Source organism: Paenibacillus sp. sgz302164 (assembly GCF_056120505.1).
In genome coordinates this window covers 20,879-42,618 of sequence record NZ_JBVYOL010000036.1, presented here as the reverse complement: position 1 = coordinate 42,618, position 21,740 = coordinate 20,879, and the positions used below count along the sequence as shown (strand labels likewise).

The window sequence follows — 21,740 nt, the reverse complement described above, 5'->3', positions numbered from 1 at the left end:
ATGTGTTATACCGTTTCGAAGAATTCCAGTTCTTTGCTTTCCGCGCTCAGGGACACGATAGCTTTCTTCCATTCGGAAGTGTAGCCGAAGTGACGGCCGTAACGTTTTGGCTTGGCTGGCATTCTGAGTGTGTTAACATTCGTAACTTTAACTTTGAAAATAGCTTCGATAGCTTGTTTGATTTCCGTTTTGTTAGCGCGAATATCGACTTCAAAAGCGTACTTTTTGTTAGCCATCAGTTCGCTTGTACGTTCAGTGATGATCGGGCGCTTGATAATGTCGCGTGGATTTTTCATTGTGCAAGCACCTCCTCTACTTTCTGTACAGCGTCTTTTGTAATGATCAGCTTGTCATGCAGCATGACATCCAGAACGCTAATTCCATCAGCAGCAACAAATTTCACACCTGGGATGTTACGAGCGGAAAGAGCTGCGTTGGAGTCACTTTCAAGACCAACTACGAGCACTTTTCTATCCACTTTCAGGTTATTCAAAATAGCTGCGAACTCTTTCGTCTTAGGAGCATTCAATTGAAGTTGATCCAGTACAATCAATCCGTTATCGATCACTTTCGAAGACAAAGCGGATTTAATCGCCAAACGACGAACTTTTTTAGGCAGTTTGTAACCGTAGCTGCGAGGTGTCGGACCAAAAACGGTACCGCCGCCTTTCCATTGCGGAGCACGGATACTACCTTGACGGGCACGACCTGTACCTTTTTGCTTCCAAGGTTTACGTCCGCCGCCGCGCACTTCAGAACGGCCTTTTGTTTTGTGAGTACCTTGACGAACAGCAGCCTGCTGTAAAAGAACAGCTTCATGAATCGCATGAACGTGAGGCTCAATTCCGAAAACAACATCAGACAGCTCGATTTCACCAACTTGAGCACCTGTTACGTTATATAAAGCTACTTTTGGCATCAGTCTTCCTCCTTTCTTACTTTTTAACAGCGGATTTCACGCTTACGTAGCTGTTAGTAGGGCCTGGAATGGAACCTTTAACAAGCAGCACATTGCGCTCAGCATCCACTTTAATGATTTGCAGATTTTGCAAAGTTACGGTTTCGTTACCCATATGTCCTGGCAGGTTTTTACCTTTAGGAACACGGTTGGCTTGAATGGAACCCATGGAACCTGGTCCGCGGTGATAGCGGGAGCCGTGAGCCATTGGCCCTCTGGATTGGTTATGTCTTTTGATGTTACCTTGGAACCCTTTACCTTTGGAAGTACCTGTTACATCAACGAATTCGCCTTCTGCGAACAGATCTGCCTTCAATTCCTGGCCAACTTCGTAATCAGCCAACTGAACGCCGCGAATTTCTTTAACGTAGCGCTTAGGTGCTGCCCCTGCTTTTTTCGCATGGCCGAGCTCTGGCTTAATGACTCTGCTTGCTTTTTTATCATCAAAACCGATTTGGATCGACTCATATCCGTCGTTATCCACATCTTTCTTTTGAAGAACCACACATGGTCCCGCTTGAATGACAGTTACCGGCACTACATTGCCTTCCGGAGTAAACACTTGTGTCATCCCAAGTTTTTTTCCTAAGATACCTTTCATCGTTGACACCTCTTTTCCTTCCTAAACGTTTGTTCTATAATTGTTTTACAGTTTGATCTCGATGTCTACACCAGACGGCAAGTCCAGTCTCATCAAAGCATCAACTGTTTGTGGCGTTGGATTCACAATATCGATAAGACGCTTATGCGTACGCATTTCGAATTGCTCGCGCGAATCCTTGTACTTGTGTACCGCACGAAGAATCGTGATGATTTGCTTCTCTGTAGGAAGCGGAATCGGACCGGATACACCTGCACCGGAACGCTTGGCAGTTTCCACGATTTTCTCAGCCGATTGATCGATAATTCTGTGATCATAAGCTTTCAAACGGATACGAATTTTTTGCTTTGCCATATAAGTCCCTCCTTCTATCGCCCAATTTAGTATCGGACATACTCCGTGAAAATTCTCCGGCAACCTGCCCCATGGCAAAGGGGCCGGGTGTGTCGGCAACCTCTCACATCATCGCAACGTCACAGACCAACGTTTTATATTATATAAAATCTGAAAATGAAAAGCAACAAAAATCTCAGCGAATATCACAAAAAGTTTAAAAAGCGAGCTTTCTGCGTCTTTCTTCATTATATTATAGAAGAAACAAGCGAAATTTTGCTGGTGTAAGCCTGTACTTTTGCAGGCTGTACTAGAAAGTCGCAAACACTCTGTGAGTGTTAGTGGAACCACTGGGGGGCTAATTTAGAGAACAGCCGCTTTTTTCGAACGCGCGCCTCTCCTGGTGTAGGTCGTGGAACTGCATCACCGGGCAAGGGACAGCCTGCTAGAGAGAAAACCTGCAAAAGTGCAGGAATTTTCACTGAAAGTGAACCGGAGTCCATGTGTTCGGTGAAAAGCCTGCACTTTTGCAGGAATTGTTCGCGGCCAGTGATCAAGGACGCAAATTCATGTATTTTTGCAGGTTTTCTTCGCCCGGCGGGCAGTTTATGGCTATTCCCTCTAAAGTGGGGGTTTTCTGGTAGCCATGTCGCAAGTCAAAAAAAATGAAATGACCCCATCATTAAAACGATGGGAAGCCCGGGACTTGTTGCTAGCTGCCGATTTTGCAGCAAGTACGGAAGCAGCTTGGCACGCAACTAGGGCCTGTACGAAGGCCGCAACTAACTGGCACTTACGCAAAAAACGCCCCCCGCCTAAGCGGAGAGCGCTCTTTATGGTGAAACAATTATTTTTGGATTGTAGCAACCGCGCCCGCACCAACTGTACGTCCGCCTTCACGAATCGCGAAACGAGTACCTTCTTCGATAGCGATTGGGGAGATCAGTTCTACAGTAACAGTGATGTTGTCGCCAGGCATAACCATTTCAGTACCTTCTGGAAGGTTGATGATACCAGTTACGTCTGTTGTACGGAAATAGAATTGTGGACGGTAGCCTGTGAAGAAAGGCTTATGACGGCCACCCTCTTCTTTAGTCAGAACGTAGATTTGAGCAGAAAAGTTCGTGTGAGGCTTAACTGAACCTGGTTTTGCAAGAACTTGTCCACGCTCGATATCTTTACGGTCTACACCGCGAAGCAGAGCTCCAATGTTGTCGCCAGCTTGAGCGGAGTCAAGCAATTTGCGGAACATCTCTACGCCTGTTACGATGCATTTGCGAGTTTCTTCAGCGATACCTACGATTTCAACTTCGTCTTGTACTTTAACAGTACCACGCTCTACACGGCCTGTAGCAACTGTTCCGCGGCCTGTGATGGAGAATACGTCCTCAACCGGCATAAGGAAAGGCTTGTCAGTGTCGCGCTCTGGAGTTGGGATGTAAGTATCAACTTGCTCAAACAACTCGATGATTTTATCAGCCCAAGGACCATCCGGATTTTGAAGAGCTTCACGAGCTGCACCACGGATGATTGGAGTGTCATCGCCTGGGAACTCGTACTCGTTCAGCAGGTCGCGAACTTCCATCTCAACCAGTTCAAGCAACTCATCATCTTCAACCATGTCGCATTTGTTCAAGAATACGACGATGTAAGGAACGCCTACTTGGCGGGAGAGCAGGATGTGTTCGCGAGTTTGCGGCATAGGACCGTCAGCTGCGGATACAACCAGGATCGCTCCGTCCATTTGTGCAGCACCAGTGATCATGTTTTTAACATAGTCAGCATGGCCTGGGCAGTCAACGTGCGCATAGTGGCGGTTAGGTGTTTCATATTCAACGTGAGCTGTGGAGATTGTGATACCGCGCTCGCGCTCTTCTGGTGCTTTATCGATTTGGTCGAATGCTACTGCAGCTCCACCGTATCTTTTGGAAAGTACAGTTGTAATAGCAGCAGTCAAAGTTGTTTTACCATGGTCAACGTGACCGATAGTACCGATGTTAACATGCGGTTTGTTACGTTCAAATTTAGCCTTTGCCATTTCAAACGATTCCTCCTTAGAGTAACTATTAGTTTATATTAAGCGCCTTTACCCTTTGCGATAATTTCTTCAGCAATGGATTTAGGTACTTCTTCATAGTGGGAAATTTCCATGGAGTAAACACCACGGCCTTGTGTTCTGGAGCGAAGTGTTGTGGAGTATCCAAACATTTCGGACAGAGGCACTTTGGCACGGATGATTTGAGCGCCATGGCGGTTATCCATACCTTCGATACGTCCGCGGCGGGAGTTAAGGTCGCCCATAACATCGCCCATGTACTCTTCAGGCACAGTAACTTCCACTTTCATGATTGGCTCAAGAAGAACCGGCTTACATTTGTCTTTGGCAGCTTTAAGTGCCATGGAACCCGCGATTTTGAACGCCATTTCATTGGAGTCAACATCATGGTAGGAACCGTCGACAACAGTAGCTTTGATATCCACGAGTGGGAATCCTGCGAGAACCCCGTTCTTCATGGACTCTTCGATACCCGCTTGAATCGGAGCGATATATTCTCTAGGAATCGATCCGCCCACGATCTTGCTTTCGAATAAGAATCCTGCCCCAGCTTCTTGTGGTGCAAATTCAACCCAACAATGTCCGTATTGACCACGGCCACCGGATTGGCGAACGAACTTACCTTCCACTTTAGCTGCAGCGCGGAAAGTTTCACGGTAAGCAACCTGCGGTTTACCTACGTTGGTTTCCACTTTGAACTCGCGAAGCATACGGTCAACGAGAATCTCAAGGTGAAGCTCACCCATACCTGCGATAATCGTTTGTCCTGTTTCTTCGTCTGTGTGAGCGCGGAAAGTAGGATCTTCCTCGGCAAGCTTTTGCAGAGCGATACCCATTTTATCTTGGTCAGCCTTCGTTTTCGGTTCAACAGCAAGCTGGATAACCGGCTCAGGGAAGTTCATGGACTCAAGAATAACCGGGTTTTTCTCATCGCAAAGCGTGTCGCCCGTAGTCGTATCTTTCAAGCCAACCGCTGCCGCGATATCACCGGAGTAAACTTCGCTGATTTCTTGACGGCTGTTAGCATGCATTTGCAGGATACGGCCAACGCGCTCGCGTTTGCCTTTCGTTGCATTCAGAACGTAAGAACCGGAGCTCAATACGCCGGAGTACACGCGGAAGAAAGTGAGTCGGCCCACGAACGGGTCTGTCATGATTTTGAATGCAAGCGCTGAAAACGGTTGGTCGTCAGCAGATTTGCGAATCACTTCAGTACCATCGTCAAGTACGCCTTTAATGTCAGGTACGTCAACTGGAGCAGGAAGATAATCAATAACCGCATCCAGCATCAATTGAACGCCTTTGTTTCTGTAAGAAGATCCGCAGATAACCGGGAAAATCTTAACTTCGCAGACACCTTTGCGGAGTGCTGCTTTAATTTCAGCTACAGTAAGTTCTTCACCTTCGAGATATTTCATTGTAAGCTCTTCATCAAGCTCAGCAACTTTCTCTACCAGTTCCAATCTCAGTTCTGCAACTTTATCTTTGAACTCAGCTGGGATTTCCACTTTCTCGATATCCTTGCCAAGATCGTCTTTGTACATATACGCCACTTCGTCAACCAAGTCGATGATGCCTTTGAAATCATTCTCAGCACCGATCGGAAGTTGAATAGCAACTGCATTTGCACCAAGCTTAAGGCGCATGGAATCAACGACGGCCAGGTAATCGGCTCCGATAATATCCATTTTGTTTACGTACGCGATCCGAGGAACGCCGTAACGGTCAGCTTGTCTCCAAACTGTTTCCGATTGCGGCTCAACGCCTTCTTTCGCACTGAAAACGCCAACTGCTCCATCCAACACACGAAGGGAACGCTCTACTTCAACAGTAAAGTCAACGTGTCCCGGGGTATCGATGATATTGATGCGGTGACCAGCCCATTGCGCAGTCGTAGCGGCGGAAGTAATCGTGATTCCGCGCTCCTGCTCTTGCTCCATCCAGTCCATCGTAGCGGCACCTTCGTGCACTTCTCCGATTTTGTGAACTCGGCCCGTGTAGTACAAAATGCGCTCTGTCGTAGTCGTTTTACCAGCGTCAATATGAGCCATGATCCCGATATTGCGTGTGTTTTTTAAGGAGAACTCTCTAGCCATAGGTCGGTATGTCTCCTTTCTGTATTTGAATCTTTATTCTACCAACGATAGTGAGCAAACGCTTTGTTTGCTTCAGCCATTTTGTGCGTATCTTCACGTTTCTTAACGGAAGAACCCGTGTTGTTGCTAGCGTCGATAATTTCAAAAGCCAATCTTTCTTCCATCGTCTTCTCACCGCGAAGACGGGAGTAGTTCACCAACCAACGCAAGCCTAAAGTCGTACGGCGCTCAGGCTTAACTTCGATCGGCACTTGGTAGTTAGCTCCACCCACACGGCGTGCTTTTACTTCCAAAACCGGCATGATGTTCTTGATTGCTTGCTCGAACACTTCCATCGGTTCTTTACCCGTGCGGTCTTTCACAAGGTTAAAAGCATTGTATAAAATGGACTGTGCCACCCCTCTTTTTCCGTCAATCATGATGCGATTGATGAGACGAGTAACAAGCTTGCTATTGTAAATCGGATCTGGCAATACATCTCTGCGAGTAACTGGACCTTTACGAGGCATAGTTATCCCCCTTTCTCGAAAAAATCATCCTTGAAATCAATTGCTTACTTTTTAACTTTCGGACGTTTAGCACCGTATTTGGAACGGGCTTGCTTACGGTTGTTAACACCCGCTGTATCCAAAGCGCCACGCACGATGTGGTAACGTACCCCTGGAAGGTCTTTAACCCTGCCCCCACGGATCAATACAACGCTATGCTCTTGCAGGTTGTGACCGATACCTGGAATGTAAGCAGTCACCTCTACGCGGTTCGTCAAGCGAACACGAGCATATTTACGAAGTGCGGAGTTCGGCTTCTTAGGAGTCATTGTACCTACACGAGTGCAGACACCGCGTTTTTGAGGTGCGCTCAAATCCGTCGACTCTCTTTTCAAAGCGTTGAATCCTTTTTGCAAAGCCGGGGATTTGGATTTATCCACCTTTGCTTCACGGCCTTTACGTACTAATTGGTTAATTGTTGGCATATCGCCACCTCCTCCCTACTTTCATGAAAATAACTACAGCTTTTTGCAAGCCCACAGATCCAGGCGAGTCGTAAATGAGCAAAGGAAAAGTTTTTGCCGAGGACTGCAAACAGATTCCCAAGAATCTTCATGTTTCTATCCAGCAACAAAAACATTCATATACCTATTCATTCACAACAGCTGCTACCGCAGCTCCAACTTCAATTCCACATGCTTTACCTAGCATTTTCATAGAATCAACGTAGGTTACGGGCACATCCATCTTTTTACAGAGGCTTACCAGTTTTATCGTCAATCGCGGATCTGCATCTTTGGCGACAAACACTTCGACGGCTTTGCCTTGCTCAACCGTCTTCGTCGCTTTCTTCGTACCTACACTTACATTCTTCGCCTGTTTGACTTTATCATAAGACATGAACGTCATCCTCCAAAGCGCAGGAAAGCATAGTAACTTAGGCACACTACGATATATTAGCATCTCGATCATGCAGTGTCAAGATTATACTTGCACATTACAAAATCTTTATTTTTGACAAAGCACACGGGAAAGTCCGCTCATTCAAACGGCTTTCCCGCATCGCTTTTTTCAACATTTATTCGACAGCAACCGTCTCTTTTTCCAAATCTTCGTCCTGCAAGAGCTCCTCATTCGGATCCGTGATGCGGATGTTCCGATAACGAGGCATACCGGTTCCAGCCGGAATCAGCTTGCCGATAATGACGTTCTCTTTCAGACCGAGGAGCTGGTCAACCTTGCCTTTAATAGCCGCATCCGTCAAGACGCGTGTAGTCTCCTGGAAAGATGCCGCGGACAAGAAGGAGTCCGTCTCCAGGGACGCTTTGGTAATACCGAGCAGGATGGGTCTCGCGACAGCCGGTTCGTTGCCTGCAAACAGGGCCACTTTGTTGGCTTCTTCATATTCGTGAATGTCTACGAAGGAACCTGGCAGCAGCGTCGTGTCTCCGGCGTCAACGATGCGGATTTTGCGCAGCATTTGACGAACCATCACTTCAATATGCTTATCGTTGATTTCTACCCCTTGGTTACGGTAAACGCGCTGTACTTCTTGCAAAATGTAGTTCTGCACGCCGCGGATACCTTTGATACGCAGCATATCTTTAGGGTCGATGGAGCCGTCTGTCAGCTCATCCCCTGCTTCGATATGCTGGTTAACGGATACGCGGATACGGGAGCCGTAAGGCACAGCGTAAACCTTGGACTCCGCTTCGCCCTGAACCTCGATTTCGCGACGGTCCTTCGCTTCGCGGATTTCTTTCACGATACCGTCGATTTCCGTGATGATCGCTTGCCCTTTCGGATTCCGGGCTTCGAAGAGCTCCTGAATACGCGGCAAACCTTGCGTAATGTCGTCTCCGGCAACGCCCCCGGTATGGAACGTACGCATCGTGAGCTGTGTTCCCGGCTCGCCGATCGATTGAGCGGCGATGATGCCAACAGCTTCCCCGATCTCGACGTGCTGGCCTGTCGCCAGGTTGCGGCCGTAGCATTTTTTACATACGCCATGGCGCGAGCGGCAGCTCAATACGGAACGGATTTGCAGCCTCTCGATTCCGGCCGCGATGATAGCGTCGGCAATGTTCGCTTCAATAAGCTCATTGCGCTGAACAATGACTTCGCCGGTCTCAGGATGACGCAAAGTTTCAAACGCGTAGCGTCCTTCAATACGGTCGTAGAGGTCTTCGATAACCTCTTTGCCGTCTTGAATTTTGCTGACCATAAAGCCTTTATCCGTGCCGCAATCTTCATCGCGGACGATAACGTCCTGCGCGACGTCGACGAGACGGCGGGTCAAGTAACCGGAGTCGGCTGTACGAAGCGCCGTATCGGCAAGACCTTTACGGGCACCGTGCGTAGAAATAAAGTACTCCAGGATGGTCAGACCTTCACGGAAGTTCGATTTGATCGGCAACTCCATGATTTTACCGGACGGGTTGGCCATCAGCCCCCGCATACCGCCCAACTGGGTAATCTGCGATTTGTTACCCCGGGCTTTGGATTCCACCATCATGTTGATGGAATTGTATTTATCGAGGGATTTCATCAAAATTTCCGTGATTTCATCCTTCGCTTTGCTCCAGATCGCGATAACGCGGTCATAGCGCTCTTCATCGGTGATCAAGCCGCGGCGGTATTGGTTCGTAACTACGCGGACTTTCTCTTCGCATTCTTTGAGGATTCCTTCTTTTTCAGTTGGAACGACAACGTCGGATACGGCAACGGTAATCCCCGCTTTAGTGGAGTACGTAAAGCCGAGCTCCTTGATTTTATCCAGAATGATCGAAGTTTGCGTCGTATGGTACTTACGGAAACATTCGGCAATGATCGATCCCAGATACTCTTTGCCTACCGCTTTGTTCTCATCACGCTCCAGCATGATCGCCCTCAGATCGGCGCCTTTATCAAAAACAAAGTGCGAATCCGGAATACCGTTCAGCAGATTCGTTTTCGTCGGCTCGTTGATGAAAGGGAAATCGCTCGGGAAAATTTCGTTGAAAATGATCTTCCCGATCGTTGTGATCAGCATGGCGTTCTGTTGGCTCTCTGTGAAGCTTGCTTTGTTCAGCGCCTTGGCCGGAATGGCCACGCGGGCGTGCAAAGCTGACTTGCCGGATTGGTAAGACGAAACCGCCTCATGTACGGTTCTGATAATAGCGCCGGCGCCTTTGGCAAATTTGTTGTCCGTCGTCAAATAGAAGCTTCCGAGGACCATGTCCTGAGAAGGCGTAACGACCGGCTTGCCGTCTTTCGGGTTCAAAATGTTGCCCGATGCAAGCATCAGCACCCGGGCTTCCGCTTGCGCTTCGGACGACAACGGTACGTGAACGGCCATTTGGTCGCCGTCGAAGTCGGCGTTGTAAGCCGTACATACGAGCGGATGCAGCTTGATGGCGCGGCCTTCGACGAGAATCGGCTCGAACGCCTGAATCCCGAGTCTATGCAGCGTGGGGGCACGGTTCAGCAGAACCGGATGCTCCTTAATAACTTCTTCGAGTACGTCCCAAACATCAGGACTTACGCGCTCAACCTTGCGCTTGGCGCTCTTGATGTTATGAGCCAACCCTTTATTCACAAGCTCTTTCATGACGAAAGGCTTGAACAGTTCAAGTGCCATTTCCTTAGGAAGACCGCATTGGTACATCTTCAGGTTAGGGCCTACGACGATAACGGAACGGCCGGAGTAATCAACGCGTTTACCGAGCAAGTTTTGACGAAAACGGCCTTGTTTCCCTTTCAGCATATGGCTGAGCGATTTCAAAGGACGGTTGCCGGGACCTGTAACCGGACGGCCGCGGCGGCCGTTGTCGATCAATGCGTCAACCGCTTCCTGAAGCATCCGTTTTTCGTTTTGCACGATAATGTCCGGCGCGCCGAGATCGAGCAATCTTTTCAAACGGTTGTTGCGGTTAATGACGCGGCGGTACAGATCGTTCAAGTCGGAAGTCGCAAAGCGTCCGCCATCGAGCTGTACCATCGGGCGAAGCTCAGGCGGGATGACCGGAAGGACGTCAAGAACCATCCACTCCGGCATATTTTTGGAATTGCGGAATGCTTCCATAACTTCCAAACGCTTAATCGCACGGTTGCGGCGTTGGCCTTGAGCCGTTTTCAGCTCTTCCTTCAGCATCTCGACTTCGCGGTCGATGTCGATATCCTGCAGCAGCTTTTTCACGGCTTCCGCGCCCATGCCGGCCTGGAACGCATACCCGTATTTTTCACGGTAACTGCGGTATTCTTTTTCCGACAGCAGCTGTTTTTTCTCAAGAGGCGTATCGCCTGGATCCGTAACCACATAGGAAGCAAAGTAAATGATCTCCTCCAACGATCTTGGAGACATATCCAGAGCTAGCCCCATTCGGCTCGGAATTCCCTTAAAATACCAGATATGGGAAACAGGAGCAGCAAGTTCGATATGGCCCATGCGCTCGCGGCGAACCTTTTGACGGGTTACTTCTACGCCGCATCGGTCACAGACTACGCCTTTATAACGGACGCGCTTGTATTTACCGCAATGACATTCCCAATCTTTGGTTGGCCCGAAGATTTTTTCGCAGAAGAGGCCTTCCTTCTCCGGTTTTAAGGTTCTGTAGTTGATTGTTTCCGGTTTTTTTACTTCCCCACGGGACCATGAGCGTATTTTTTCGGGCGATGCCAAGCCGATTTTCATAAACTCGAAGTTGTTAACGTCCATCAAGGAGCAACCCTCCTTTAAGAATTTAAACCTTACTATGCAGTGAATCGTGCTCGATCTATTGCTCTAAAGATTATTCGACCCCAAGTTCGGTGCCCTCTAAATTCAGGTTCAATTTGTCGCTAGTGACTTCGTCGTCGTCATCCATTTCTTTCATTTCGATCTCTTCCTCGTTGCCGGACAGGATCTTCACATCCATACCCAAGCTTTGAAGCTCTTTGATCAAAACTTTGAACGACTCCGGAACGCCCGGTTCTGGAACGTTTTCGCCTTTAACGATGGATTCGTAAGTTTTCACGCGGCCTACGACATCGTCAGACTTAACGGTGAGAATTTCTTGCAGGGTATAAGCGGCTCCGTAAGCTTCGAGCGCCCAAACCTCCATCTCCCCGAAACGCTGTCCGCCGAACTGCGCTTTACCGCCCAGCGGCTGCTGGGTAACGAGCGAGTAAGGACCGGTGGAACGGGCGTGGATTTTATCGTCAACCATGTGCGCCAGTTTGATCATGTACATGACGCCGACGGTAACTTCGCGTTCAAACGGCTCGCCTGTACGGCCATCGTACAAAATGGTTTTGCCGTTGCGCTGCATGCCTGCTTCTTCCATCGTATCGAAAACGTCGTATTCACGCGCGCCGTCGAATACGGGAGTAGCTGCATGAATGCCCAAATACTTGGATGCCATACCCAAGTGAACTTCGAGCACCTGCCCGATATTCATACGGGATGGAACCCCCAGCGGGTTCAGTACAACTTCAACCGGTGTGCCGTCAGGCAGGAACGGCATATCTTCTTCCGGAAGAATACGGGCTACTACCCCTTTGTTGCCGTGGCGTCCCGCCATTTTATCGCCTTCGGAAATTTTCCGTTTTTGCGCGATGTAGACGCGAACGAGTTGGTTTACGCCAGGAGGCAGCTCGTCGCCGTTCTCACGGGTAAACACTTTTACGTCGACAACGATGCCGTCCGTACCATGCGGTACGCGAAGGGACGTGTCGCGGACTTCACGGGCTTTTTCACCGAAAATGGCGTGCAGCAATCTTTCTTCCGCAGTCAATTCGGTAACCCCTTTTGGCGTTACTTTACCTACGAGAATGTCGCCTGCGCCGATCTCTGCACCGACGCGAATGATTCCGCGCTCATCGAGATTTTTCAGCGCATCTTCCCCAACGTTCGGGATATCGCGTGTAATCTCTTCAGGTCCGAGCTTCGTATCGCGCGCTTCCGACTCGTATTCCTCGATATGAATCGAAGTGTACACGTCTTCCTTCACCAGCTTTTGGCTGAGCAGGATCGCATCCTCGTAGTTGTAACCTTCCCAAGTCATGAAGGCTACGACAACGTTGCGGCCAAGCGCCAATTCGCCTTGCTCGGTCGACGGTCCGTCGGCAAGAATGTCGCCGACTTTAACCAACTGTCCTTTTTTCACGATCGGACGCTGGTTAATGCACGTTCCCTGGTTGGAACGCATGAATTTATGAAGTTTATATTTGACGATATTGCCGCTGACCAACTTACCGTCCACTGTTTCCTGACGGCGAAGCCAAATTTCATTTGCAGCAGCTTTTTCGATAATTCCGTCAAATTTGGATACAATACATACTCCCGAGTCTTTCGCAACCTTATGCTCCATGCCGGTACCGACCAGCGGAGCTTTGGGGATCAGGAGAGGAACGGCCTGACGCTGCATGTTCGAACCCATGAGGGCGCGGTTGGAGTCGTCATTTTCCAAGAACGGAATGAGCGCCGTCGCAACCGAAACGACCTGCTTCGGCGATACGTCCATGTAGTCGACACGTTCGACAGGAAGCGTTAAGTTATCGTCTTTGTAACGAACGATAATGGATTCTTCCACGAACTTGCCTTCTTCGGTCAATTCCGCATTCGCCTGCGCGATAACATAATTATCTTCTTCATCCGCCGTAAGGTAAGCAATCTGATCGGTAACGGTACCCGACTTTGGATCAACCCAACGATACGGAGCCTCGATAAAACCATACTCGTTAATGCGCGCAAACGTCGACAACGAGTTGATCAAACCGATGTTCGGACCCTCCGGGGTCTCGATCGGACACATCCGCCCATAGTGGGAGTGATGCACGTCGCGGACTTCCATGCCCGCGCGCTCTCTCGTCAGACCGCCGGGTCCGAGTGCGGAGAGACGTCTTTTGTGCGTCAGCTCGGCAAGCGGGTTCGTCTGGTCCATAAACTGCGAGAGCTGGGAGCTTCCGAAAAACTCTTTAATCGACGCGATCACAGGCCGGATGTTGATCAAAGCCTGCGGCGTAATCACGTTAGCGTCTTGAATGGACATGCGCTCGCGAACGACGCGCTCCATACGGGAGAGACCGATGCGGAACTGATTTTGCAGCAGCTCGCCCACGGAACGGAGACGACGGTTGCCCAAGTGGTCGATATCGTCCGTGTTGCCGATGCCGTGCAGCAAGTTGATAAAGTAGTTGATCGACGAAATAATATCGGCAGGCGTGATATTTTTAACGGCTTTATCAATAATACCGTTAGAAATTACTTTCACGACTTTACCGTCTTCCACCGGCGAGTATACGTTGATGCACTGAACAGGAATGCTGTCCGCTTCCGTAACGCCATTCGGAATGGAGTATTCTCTGAAGCCTGCACCTTTTTCGATATAAGGGAGCACTTCATCGAGCGTACGGCGGTCAAGCAGCTGCCCGGCTTCGGCAATAATTTCACCGGTCTCGGCGTCCACCAAAGTTTCGGCCAAACGCTGATTGAACAGTCTATTTTTGATGTGCAGTTTTTTATTGATTTTGTAGCGGCCTACGTTCGCCAAATCATAACGCTTCGGATCGAAGAAACGAGCAACAAGCAGGCTTCTTGCGTTATCCAATGTAGGCGGCTCGCCCGGACGCAAACGTTCGTAAATTTCGATCAACGCTTTATCCGTGGAGTCGGTGTTATCTTTATCCAGCGTATTGCGAATGAATTCATCGTCGCCCAGCAGATCCAGAATCTCTGCATCCGTTCCGAAACCTAACGCTCTGAGCAGAACGGTAACGGGGATTTTACGAGTACGGTCGATGCGCACATAAATGATGTCTTTCGCGTCCGTCTCAAGCTCCAACCACGCGCCCCGGTTCGGAATAACTGTAGCGGTGTAAGTTTTTTTGCCGTTTTTATCCACTTTCGTGCTATAATAGACACTGGGAGAGCGAACGAGCTGGGAGACGATTACGCGCTCCGCGCCGTTGATAATGAAAGTACCCGTCTCGGTCATAATCGGGAAATCTCCCATGAACACTTCCTGTTCCTTGACCTCACCAGTTTCTTTATTGATCAAACGGACTTTGACTCTTAACGGCGCCGCATAAGTTACGTCGCGTTCTTTGGATTCGTCAACCGAATACTTAGGTTCGCCCAAGCTGTAGTCAATAAACTCCAACACCAGATTACCCGTAAAATCCTGAATCGGGGAGATATCCTGAAACATCTCTCTGAGTCCCTCTTCCAAAAACCACTCATACGATTTTTGCTGGATTTCAATCAGATTCGGAATGCCCAGCACCTCATTAATCCGTGCATAAGTCCTGCGTTTACGTCGTCCAAATTGAACAAGATGTCCCGCCAACTTTCATTCACCCCTCAAGTCTACTCAATAAATAAAAAAGAAAAGAAGAAAAACTTCTACCGACGTACACTCAGGACGCCTCCGAAGTTGGAGCCCGTCCGAATCAAGCGACTGTATGGATGGAGGTTTTTCTCTGTTGTTCAACAAGATTTTCCAGATATTTCTTCTCATCCTGTTAGAGTTGCCTAAAATTTCAACATTATACGTTACAGGTTAAAATTTTATTCATAAAGGCGAGAAAAAATACTTGACATTTTTGTTAACTAAAGACATGTGTCCCATCTTAATGCTGACATTTTTTAATAATACCACATCTGAGTTGTCAAGTCAAACAAAATTCCAAGCCCCAAAAACAATGATTGCTTCCTACATTTTGGTCGCTTTGATGATGCGATATCCTTTATCTTTGGACACCTCGACCGCCTCTGCGTAAATCGATTCGAGCTTCGCCATCGCCGAGGGCGCTCCCTGCTTTTTCTGAATGACCACCCATAAAGAGCCGCCTTCCTTCAGGCATTGAAAAGCATCCGTGAAAATTCGGTGCACGACTTCTTTGCCCGCGCGAATAGGCGGGTTCGTCAATATGACATCGAACTTCTCTTCCTTCACCTGCTCCAGCAAATCGCTTTGCAGGACGGACACATTATGAATGCCGTTGCGCTTCGCATTTTCCCGCGCGAGCTCGACAGCCCTCTCGTTGATATCAACCATCGTAACATGTCCCTCGGGGCATAAGCTTGCAGCGGCTAATCCGATCGGACCGTACCCGCAGCCTACATCGAGAACTCTGGCGTCCTCAGCTATGTCCATCGTTGCAATCAAATGCTTGCTTCCGTAGTCCACGTCTTTTTTTGAAAAGACGCCCGCATCGGTCTGAAACGTAAATTTCCGTCCGCGGAGCCATTCTTCAATCGTATGCACATCATGCTGAACCGTGGGACGTTTCGTATAATAATGTTCGGACACGTCGGTATATCCCTCCTACTCTTTTACCAATAGGAAAACCCGATAACCTCCGCCTTGCGCTATCCCGGCTTTCCTATCTGGTAAAAAAACCTCTTGAAGCCCGGCTTCAAGAGGTTTTGATTGGCAAAGCAGCTATTACTTCACTTCTACAGTAGCGCCAGCTTCTGTAAGTTTTGCTTTAACAGCTTCCGCTTCTTCTTGGCCAACTTTTTCTTTGATTGGCTTAGGAGCGCCGTCAACCAGGTCTTTTGCTTCTTTCAGACCAAGACCGGTGATTTCGCGAACTACTTTGATTACGTTGATTTTGGAAGCGCCAGCGTTAGTCAGGATTACGTCAAACTCAGTTTGAGCTTCTTCAACTGCAGCTGCGCCGCCTGCTACTACAGCTACAGGAGCTGCTGCAGTTACGCCGAATTCTTCTTCGATTGCTTTAACCAGATCGTTCAGTTCCAAAATAGTCATGCCTTTGATGGCTTCCAAGATTTGTGCGTTACTCATGGTTAAACCTCCATTATCATCTTAAAATTTGGTTTTTGTAAAACGGGATTAAGCTTGACCTTCAGCTTCTTTTTTCTCTGCAACTGCTTTAACTGCAAGAGCAAAGTTGCGGACAGGAGCTTGAAGAACGCTAAGCAACATGGAGAGAAGACCTTCTTTGGAAGGCAGATCCGCAAGTGCTTTAATTTGATCGTAACCAACGACGCGGCCTTCGACAACGCCGGCTTTTACGCTCAATGCGTCATTCTTTTTAGCGAATTCAGTCAAGATTTTAGCAGGAGTTACTACATCGTCTTTACTGAAAGCAATCGCTGTAGGACCAGTCAAGAACTCATCAAGCTCGCTCAGCTCAGCATTTGCAGTAGCGCGGCGGGCAAGTGTATTCTTAAGAACTGTGAATTCGATGCCGGCTTCGCGCAGGGATTTACGCAGCTGAGTTACTTGAGCTACGTTCAAACCGCGGTAATCGGTAACGATTGTGCAGGAGCTGCCTTTGAGCTTTTCAGTCACCTCAGCTACTGCCTGTTCTTTTTCTGCAAGAATTTTCGCGTTTGCCATAGTACACCTCACTTCTTAAGCATTTGTATTTCCACGTTCGCAAACAGTAGGCCATCAGCATTTCTCAATAAATAAGAAATGCCTTCGTAGACGCTACGAAGGCATGATGTGTTCACTATTCTCTGATGTACAAAGAAATCGTTCCATTTATCATAACACCTCGGTAGGAAATTAAGCCCGAAGGCACCTACTGTCTACGGTTTGCATATTCACTTTTAAGACCTTAGATAGATTAGCACGACCGGCGCAAGAAGTCAACCGGATTGCTTATTCTTATCTGAAGGATTGCAGGTTCACGCGCACGCTTGGTCCCATAGTCGATGAAACTGCGATGCTTTTCAGGTATACCCCTTTAGCAGCTGCAGGCTTCGCTCTGAGAAGTGCATCAACCAACGCTTTGAAGTTTTCATTCAATTTGTCGGCATCGAACGATACTTTACCAAGTGGAGCATGGATTTGTCCCGCTTTGTCGAGACGGTATTCGATTTTACCGGCTTTGATCTCCTGAACGGCTTTCGCTACGTCGAATGTAACTGTACCTGCTTTAGGGTTCGGCATCAAACCTTTACCCCCGAGAATACGGCCCAGTTTACCGACTTCGCTCATCATATCCGGAGTAGCTACGCAAACGTCGAATTCGAACCAGCCTTGTTGAATTTTGTTGATCATGTCTTGATCGCCAACAAAATCAGCGCCGGCCGCTTCCGCTTCTTTCACTTTTTCGCCTTTGGCAAATACGAGTACGCGTTTTGTTTTACCAGTTCCGTGCGGAAGTACAACGACGCCGCGGACAGCCTGGTCTTGTTTTCTTGGGTCTACGCCCAGACGAACTGCAACATCGACAGTTTCGTCAAATTTAGCAGGAGCCGTTTTTTTAACAAGCTCGATTGCTTCTGACGGATCGTACAAGGTTTCAGCGTTGACAAGCTGAGCAACCTCGCGGTATTTTTTACCGTGTTTAGGCATTGATTGAGTCCTCCTTAGTGGTATTAGCGGATAATCCTCCCACCGAGCGCCCTAAAAACTTTCATGTAGGCCGCATATTCCCGAAAAGGAATTAATCTTCGATGATGATACCCATGCTGCGAGCAGTACCTTCCACCATGCGCATTGCAGCCTCTACGGACGCAGCGTTCAGGTCAGGCATTTTTTGCTCGGCGATTTCGCGAACTTTCGCACGCTTCACAGTTGCAACTTTCTTTTTGTTAGGTTCGCCGGATCCTTTTTCGATACCAGCAACTACGCGAAGAAGAACTGCAGCCGGAGGCGTTTTGGTGATAAATGTAAAGGAACGGTCTTCGAATACTGTGATTTCAACCGGAATGATAAGACCCGCTTGATCGGCAGTACGAGCGTTAAACTCTTTACAGAAAGCCATGATGTTCACACCTGCTTGACCCAAAGCCGGACCGATAGGTGGCGCTGGATTTGCTTTCGCAGCAGGAACTTGAAGCTTCACGATTTTAATAACCTTTTTTGCCATGTTTGACACCTCCTTGCACTTAGTGTGGTTAGACGGGCAGGTGACCTTGAGCGCATAGCGAGCAGTTGACAACTGACGCAGTCAACGACCGGCCCTCCCACTAACGAAGGTCTATCCCAAGGAATAGACCTGGCAGAAACCCTAGGTTGTCTCGTATTATAGCTTTTCCACCTGGTTGAAATCCAACTCAAGCGGGGTTTCTCTACCAAACATGTTGACGTGAACCTTGAGCTTGCCTTTATCAGCCACGATTTCTTCAACCGAGCCGACGAAGTTTGCAAAAGGTCCCACCTTGACGCGTACGGTTTCCTTGAGTTCGAAGTCGATCTTCGGCTTCGGCTCTTCCATTCCCATATGCTTCAGGATGGCTTCCACTTCTTCGGGAAGCAGTGCAGTCGGTTTTGAGCCAGATCCAGTAGAGCCCACGAATCCTGTAACTCCCGGGGTGTTGCGGACAACGTACCAGGAATCGTCAGTTTGAATCATTTCCACGAGGACATAGCCCGGATAAACTTTACGCATGACGGTTTTCTTCTTCCCGTCTTTGTTTACCAGTTCCTCTTCCATCGGCACAAGCACCCGAAAGATCTTGTCCTGCATTTCCATCGATTCAACGCGCTTCTCTAAATTGGCTTTCACTTTGTTCTCATACCCTGAATAGGTATGTACGACGTACCATCTTTTTTCCATGTTCGAATTCACCTATAGTCCTGTTTATTTAAAAACAAGGCGCAGCAGCTCAGTGATTCCAAGATCAAGCACAAAAAAATAAATGGCAACGAATGCTACCGTACCGATAACGACGAGCGTATAGGTGATCATTTCTTTGCGGCTTGGCCACTTGACTTTTTTGAGTTCTGACCAACTGTCGGTGAAGAAGGAAAAGGTGGATCCGAAGCTTTGTTTCATTCTAGCCAAGAACGCCACAAACTACACCTCCAAAGAACTACCTGGTCTCGCGATGAGCAGTATGTTCATTGCAAAATCTGCAATATTTCTTCAACTCAATACGGTCGGGATTGTTGCGCTTATTTTTAGTGGATGCATAGTTTCTTTGTTTGCAATTTGTGCACGCTAATGTGATGATAACCCGCATGATGTACACCTCCTACAGACGCTTTTCTGAGTACAGCCCTTTTTGCGCATCAGAAAGAAAGCGACATTTTAGGGCTACCTGAACTACTTTATCACAACCCGTAATAGGGTGTCAAGGAAGAAACTCTCTTAGCACCGCTATTTTTGCCTGAATGCCGCAGGCTGGAAGTATCATCATTATCGACCGCGAGCGCGGATATTAAACCTGATTCGGCACAAAAGAAAAACACCCGCCGCAATTGCAGCAAGGCGTTCTTATAGATCCCGAACTTCCAAGTATCTTTCGAGCTTGCGTTTCACACGTTGGAGGGCATTGTCGATAGACTTGACATGTCGATCAAGATCAACTGCAATCTCCTGATAAGACCGGCCGTCGAGGTAGAGCATAAGCACTCTGCGCTCCAGGTCGCTCAAAATTTCTCCCATCTTATCTTCGAGACCTGTAAATTCTTCCTGATTAATCACCAGTTCTTCCGGATCGGTGACCCGGGAACCGCTTATGACGTCAAGCAGAGTGCGATCGGAATCTTCATCATAGATGGGCTTGTCCAATGAAACGTAGGAATTCAGAGGAATGTGTTTCTGGCGGGTCGCGGTCTTGATCGCCGTAATGATCTGTCTCGTGATGCAAAGTTCGGCAAAGGCTTTAAAAGAAGCCAGCTTGTCGCCGCGAAAGTCACGGATAGATTTATATAAACCTATCATGCCTTCCTGCACGATATCTTCGCGATCAGCACCTATCAAAAAATAGGATCGCGCCTTGGCACGAACGAAATTCTTATATTTATTGATCAGGTATTCCAATGCTTCGCTACTGCCTTCACGGACTGCCTCGACTATGTCTTCATCCGGCTTGAGGTCATAATCATACATTCTCAGTTCTTTGAGGTCGACGCTCACCAACAATCCCTCCGGCCTGCAAGACTACCCAGATTCACTTCAAGGTTAGGTTAAGTATACATGAAGAAATCTCACATCGTCAACGGGGAACCGCGTCATTTCTAGCATTTGGAGGTTTATTCCCCCCTTCGCCACCGTTCGAAAATGTCTTTGAGGTCGCCTTTTATTTTCTCGTCAAAAGGGTTTCGCTTCGAAGACGTTTCAGGACGAATCCGCTCGCGGACCTCTCTCCGGTTTTGATTGATTTTGACCAGCAGTTCGCTTGCAGGCAGGCGCAGCGCCCCTTTGCCGAAAATAACGTGCTGCTCGATCATATCCGAAGTCGCCACATAGATTTGCTTGCGGCGCCCCATAAGCTCGGTAACCAAGCGCTCAATCAGTTCGTCGGCGGTCTCCTTCTCTTTGGTATAAAGCACATCCAGCTTGCTTTGCAAATATTTCTTGCCCAGTCCGGGCACCATGTAGGCGTCGAACACCAGATATACCTTCATTCCCGAGAAGGATTGATACTCCGCCAGCGTATGAATAAGTTTGTCCCGTGCTCCTTCAAGATCCGTATCCTTCAGCTTGCTGAGCTCGGGCCAGGCTCCGATGACATTATAGCCGTCAACGATCAAGAACTCTTCCATGGCGTCAGCTCATGCTGCGCTGTCTGACCACTTCATACATCAGCACTCCGGCCGCTACCGAAGCGTTCAGGGAATTGATATGCCCGGTCATCGGAAGCTTGACCAGAAAGTCGCACTTTTCCTTGATCAGCCTGCCGACTCCCTTGCCTTCGTTGCCGATGACCAGCGCGATAGCCATTTTGAAGTTGGCTTTATACACGTCCTGGGCTGCGGATACGTCCGTGCCCGCTACCCATACGCCTTCTTCTTTCAACTGTTCGATGGTTTGCGCGATATTCGTCACACGGGCTACCGGGACGTATTCCACAGCGCCGGCGGAAGTTTTGGAAACCGTCGCCGTCAAGCCGACCGACCGGCGTTTGGGGATGATGACCCCGTGGACGCCCGTGCAATCCGCCGTCCTTAGAATCGAGCCCAAATTGTGCGGGTCCTCGATTTCGTCCAAAATCAGAACGAACGGCTCCTCGCCCCGCTCCCTCGCTTTGGCCAATATGTCTTCGACCTCCACATACTCGTAAGCGGCCACCTGAGCTACAACGCCTTGGTGCTGCAGCCCCTCGGCCATTTGGTCCAGCTTCCGCTTATCCGTGAACTGAACGACGATGCCGTGGTTTTTCGCTTCCGCGACGATGGGTCCGGCAAACTGTTTTTGCGCGTTGTCCGCAACCCAGATTTTGTTGATCGTCCGGCCTGAGCGAAGCGCCTCCAGAACGGAATGCTTTCCGCCGATATATTCTTCCATCAGGTGTATCCTCCCAAGAGCTTTGTTCGCA

General features: G+C 48.7%; 22 protein-coding genes and 1 other annotated feature. All 22 genes read right to left on the bottom strand.

Going from position 1 to position 21,740, the window contains the following annotated elements:
- Positions 1 to 5: 5 nt before the first annotated feature.
- Positions 6 to 296: a 50S ribosomal protein L23 gene (gene rplW, locus AC0LWT_RS34965; protein WP_474686309.1), complete on the bottom strand. Its 291-nt coding sequence runs from the start codon at positions 294 to 296 to the stop codon at positions 6 to 8.
- A complete protein-coding gene (gene rplD / locus AC0LWT_RS34960; protein ID WP_474686308.1) occupies positions 293 to 919 on the bottom strand; it encodes a 50S ribosomal protein L4 in 627 nt (208 codons plus the stop codon). Before rplD ends, rplW begins: the two co-directional genes overlap by 4 nt.
- Positions 920 to 935: 16 nt before the next feature.
- Positions 936 to 1,559, bottom strand: a complete 624-nt coding sequence (rplC, locus tag AC0LWT_RS34955; RefSeq protein WP_474686306.1) for a 50S ribosomal protein L3 — start codon at positions 1,557 to 1,559, stop codon at positions 936 to 938.
- Positions 1,560 to 1,604: 45 nt separating this feature from the next.
- Positions 1,605 to 1,913, bottom strand: a complete 309-nt coding sequence (rpsJ, locus tag AC0LWT_RS34950) for a 30S ribosomal protein S10 (protein ID WP_028557496.1) — start codon at positions 1,911 to 1,913, stop codon at positions 1,605 to 1,607.
- A gap of 826 nt (positions 1,914 to 2,739) precedes the next feature.
- On the bottom strand, positions 2,740 to 3,930 hold the full coding sequence (tuf, locus tag AC0LWT_RS34945) for an elongation factor Tu (RefSeq protein ID WP_474686304.1): 1,191 nt from the start codon (positions 3,928 to 3,930) through the stop codon (positions 2,740 to 2,742).
- 38 nt (positions 3,931 to 3,968) lie between these two features.
- Positions 3,969 to 6,044, bottom strand: coding sequence for an elongation factor G (gene fusA, locus AC0LWT_RS34940; protein ID WP_474686302.1), 2,076 nt, complete (start codon positions 6,042 to 6,044; stop codon positions 3,969 to 3,971).
- Between the two features lie 38 nt (positions 6,045 to 6,082).
- Entirely contained in the window at positions 6,083 to 6,553 is a 471-nt protein-coding gene (rpsG, locus tag AC0LWT_RS34935) for a 30S ribosomal protein S7 (protein WP_134756067.1), read from the bottom strand.
- A gap of 44 nt (positions 6,554 to 6,597) precedes the next feature.
- Positions 6,598 to 7,017 (bottom strand): 30S ribosomal protein S12, encoded by a 420-nt coding sequence (gene rpsL, locus AC0LWT_RS34930; protein ID WP_474686300.1) that lies wholly within the window; start codon positions 7,015 to 7,017, stop codon positions 6,598 to 6,600.
- 163 nt (positions 7,018 to 7,180) lie between these two features.
- Positions 7,181 to 7,432 carry a ribosomal L7Ae/L30e/S12e/Gadd45 family protein gene (locus tag AC0LWT_RS34925; protein WP_474686298.1) on the bottom strand — a complete coding sequence of 84 codons (252 nt, stop codon included), beginning with the start codon at positions 7,430 to 7,432 and terminating at the stop codon, positions 7,181 to 7,183.
- Between the two features lie 178 nt (positions 7,433 to 7,610).
- Positions 7,611 to 11,231 carry a DNA-directed RNA polymerase subunit beta' gene (gene rpoC / locus AC0LWT_RS34920; protein WP_474686296.1) on the bottom strand — a complete coding sequence of 1,207 codons (3,621 nt, stop codon included), beginning with the start codon at positions 11,229 to 11,231 and terminating at the stop codon, positions 7,611 to 7,613.
- A gap of 70 nt (positions 11,232 to 11,301) precedes the next feature.
- Positions 11,302 to 14,838, bottom strand: coding sequence for a DNA-directed RNA polymerase subunit beta (gene rpoB / locus AC0LWT_RS34915; RefSeq protein ID WP_474686294.1), 3,537 nt, complete (start codon positions 14,836 to 14,838; stop codon positions 11,302 to 11,304).
- Positions 14,839 to 15,204: 366 nt separating this feature from the next.
- Entirely contained in the window at positions 15,205 to 15,804 is a 600-nt protein-coding gene (locus tag AC0LWT_RS34910) for a class I SAM-dependent methyltransferase (RefSeq protein ID WP_474686292.1), read from the bottom strand.
- Between the two features lie 135 nt (positions 15,805 to 15,939).
- On the bottom strand, positions 15,940 to 16,302 hold the full coding sequence (rplL, locus tag AC0LWT_RS34905; protein ID WP_235120077.1) for a 50S ribosomal protein L7/L12: 363 nt from the start codon (positions 16,300 to 16,302) through the stop codon (positions 15,940 to 15,942).
- A gap of 48 nt (positions 16,303 to 16,350) precedes the next feature.
- Complete coding sequence (rplJ, locus tag AC0LWT_RS34900) at positions 16,351 to 16,860, bottom strand: 50S ribosomal protein L10 (RefSeq protein ID WP_474686290.1); 510 nt, start codon at positions 16,858 to 16,860, stop codon at positions 16,351 to 16,353.
- A 64-nt stretch (positions 16,861 to 16,924) separates the two neighbouring features.
- Positions 16,925 to 17,078: a sequence feature (ribosomal protein L10 leader region), on the bottom strand.
- A 55-nt stretch (positions 17,079 to 17,133) separates the two neighbouring features.
- Positions 17,134 to 17,826 (bottom strand): 50S ribosomal protein L1, encoded by a 693-nt coding sequence (rplA, locus tag AC0LWT_RS34895; RefSeq protein WP_474686288.1) that lies wholly within the window; start codon positions 17,824 to 17,826, stop codon positions 17,134 to 17,136.
- Positions 17,827 to 17,917: 91 nt separating this feature from the next.
- Positions 17,918 to 18,343, bottom strand: coding sequence for a 50S ribosomal protein L11 (gene rplK / locus AC0LWT_RS34890; RefSeq protein ID WP_474686286.1), 426 nt, complete (start codon positions 18,341 to 18,343; stop codon positions 17,918 to 17,920).
- Between the two features lie 156 nt (positions 18,344 to 18,499).
- Complete coding sequence (gene nusG, locus AC0LWT_RS34885; protein ID WP_235120070.1) at positions 18,500 to 19,033, bottom strand: transcription termination/antitermination protein NusG; 534 nt, start codon at positions 19,031 to 19,033, stop codon at positions 18,500 to 18,502.
- Positions 19,034 to 19,057: 24 nt separating this feature from the next.
- Positions 19,058 to 19,270: a preprotein translocase subunit SecE gene (secE, locus tag AC0LWT_RS34880; RefSeq protein WP_474686284.1), complete on the bottom strand. Its 213-nt coding sequence runs from the start codon at positions 19,268 to 19,270 to the stop codon at positions 19,058 to 19,060.
- 19 nt (positions 19,271 to 19,289) lie between these two features.
- Positions 19,290 to 19,439, bottom strand: a complete 150-nt coding sequence (rpmG, locus tag AC0LWT_RS34875; protein ID WP_134756045.1) for a 50S ribosomal protein L33 — start codon at positions 19,437 to 19,439, stop codon at positions 19,290 to 19,292.
- A 254-nt stretch (positions 19,440 to 19,693) separates the two neighbouring features.
- Complete coding sequence (sigH, locus tag AC0LWT_RS34870) at positions 19,694 to 20,338, bottom strand: RNA polymerase sporulation sigma factor SigH (RefSeq protein ID WP_028557511.1); 645 nt, start codon at positions 20,336 to 20,338, stop codon at positions 19,694 to 19,696.
- 116 nt (positions 20,339 to 20,454) lie between these two features.
- Positions 20,455 to 20,967, bottom strand: a complete 513-nt coding sequence (locus AC0LWT_RS34865; RefSeq protein ID WP_474686281.1) for an NYN domain-containing protein — start codon at positions 20,965 to 20,967, stop codon at positions 20,455 to 20,457.
- A gap of 4 nt (positions 20,968 to 20,971) precedes the next feature.
- Positions 20,972 to 21,709: a 23S rRNA (guanosine(2251)-2'-O)-methyltransferase RlmB gene (gene rlmB, locus AC0LWT_RS34860; protein ID WP_474686279.1), complete on the bottom strand. Its 738-nt coding sequence runs from the start codon at positions 21,707 to 21,709 to the stop codon at positions 20,972 to 20,974.
- Positions 21,710 to 21,740 lie beyond the last annotated feature (31 nt).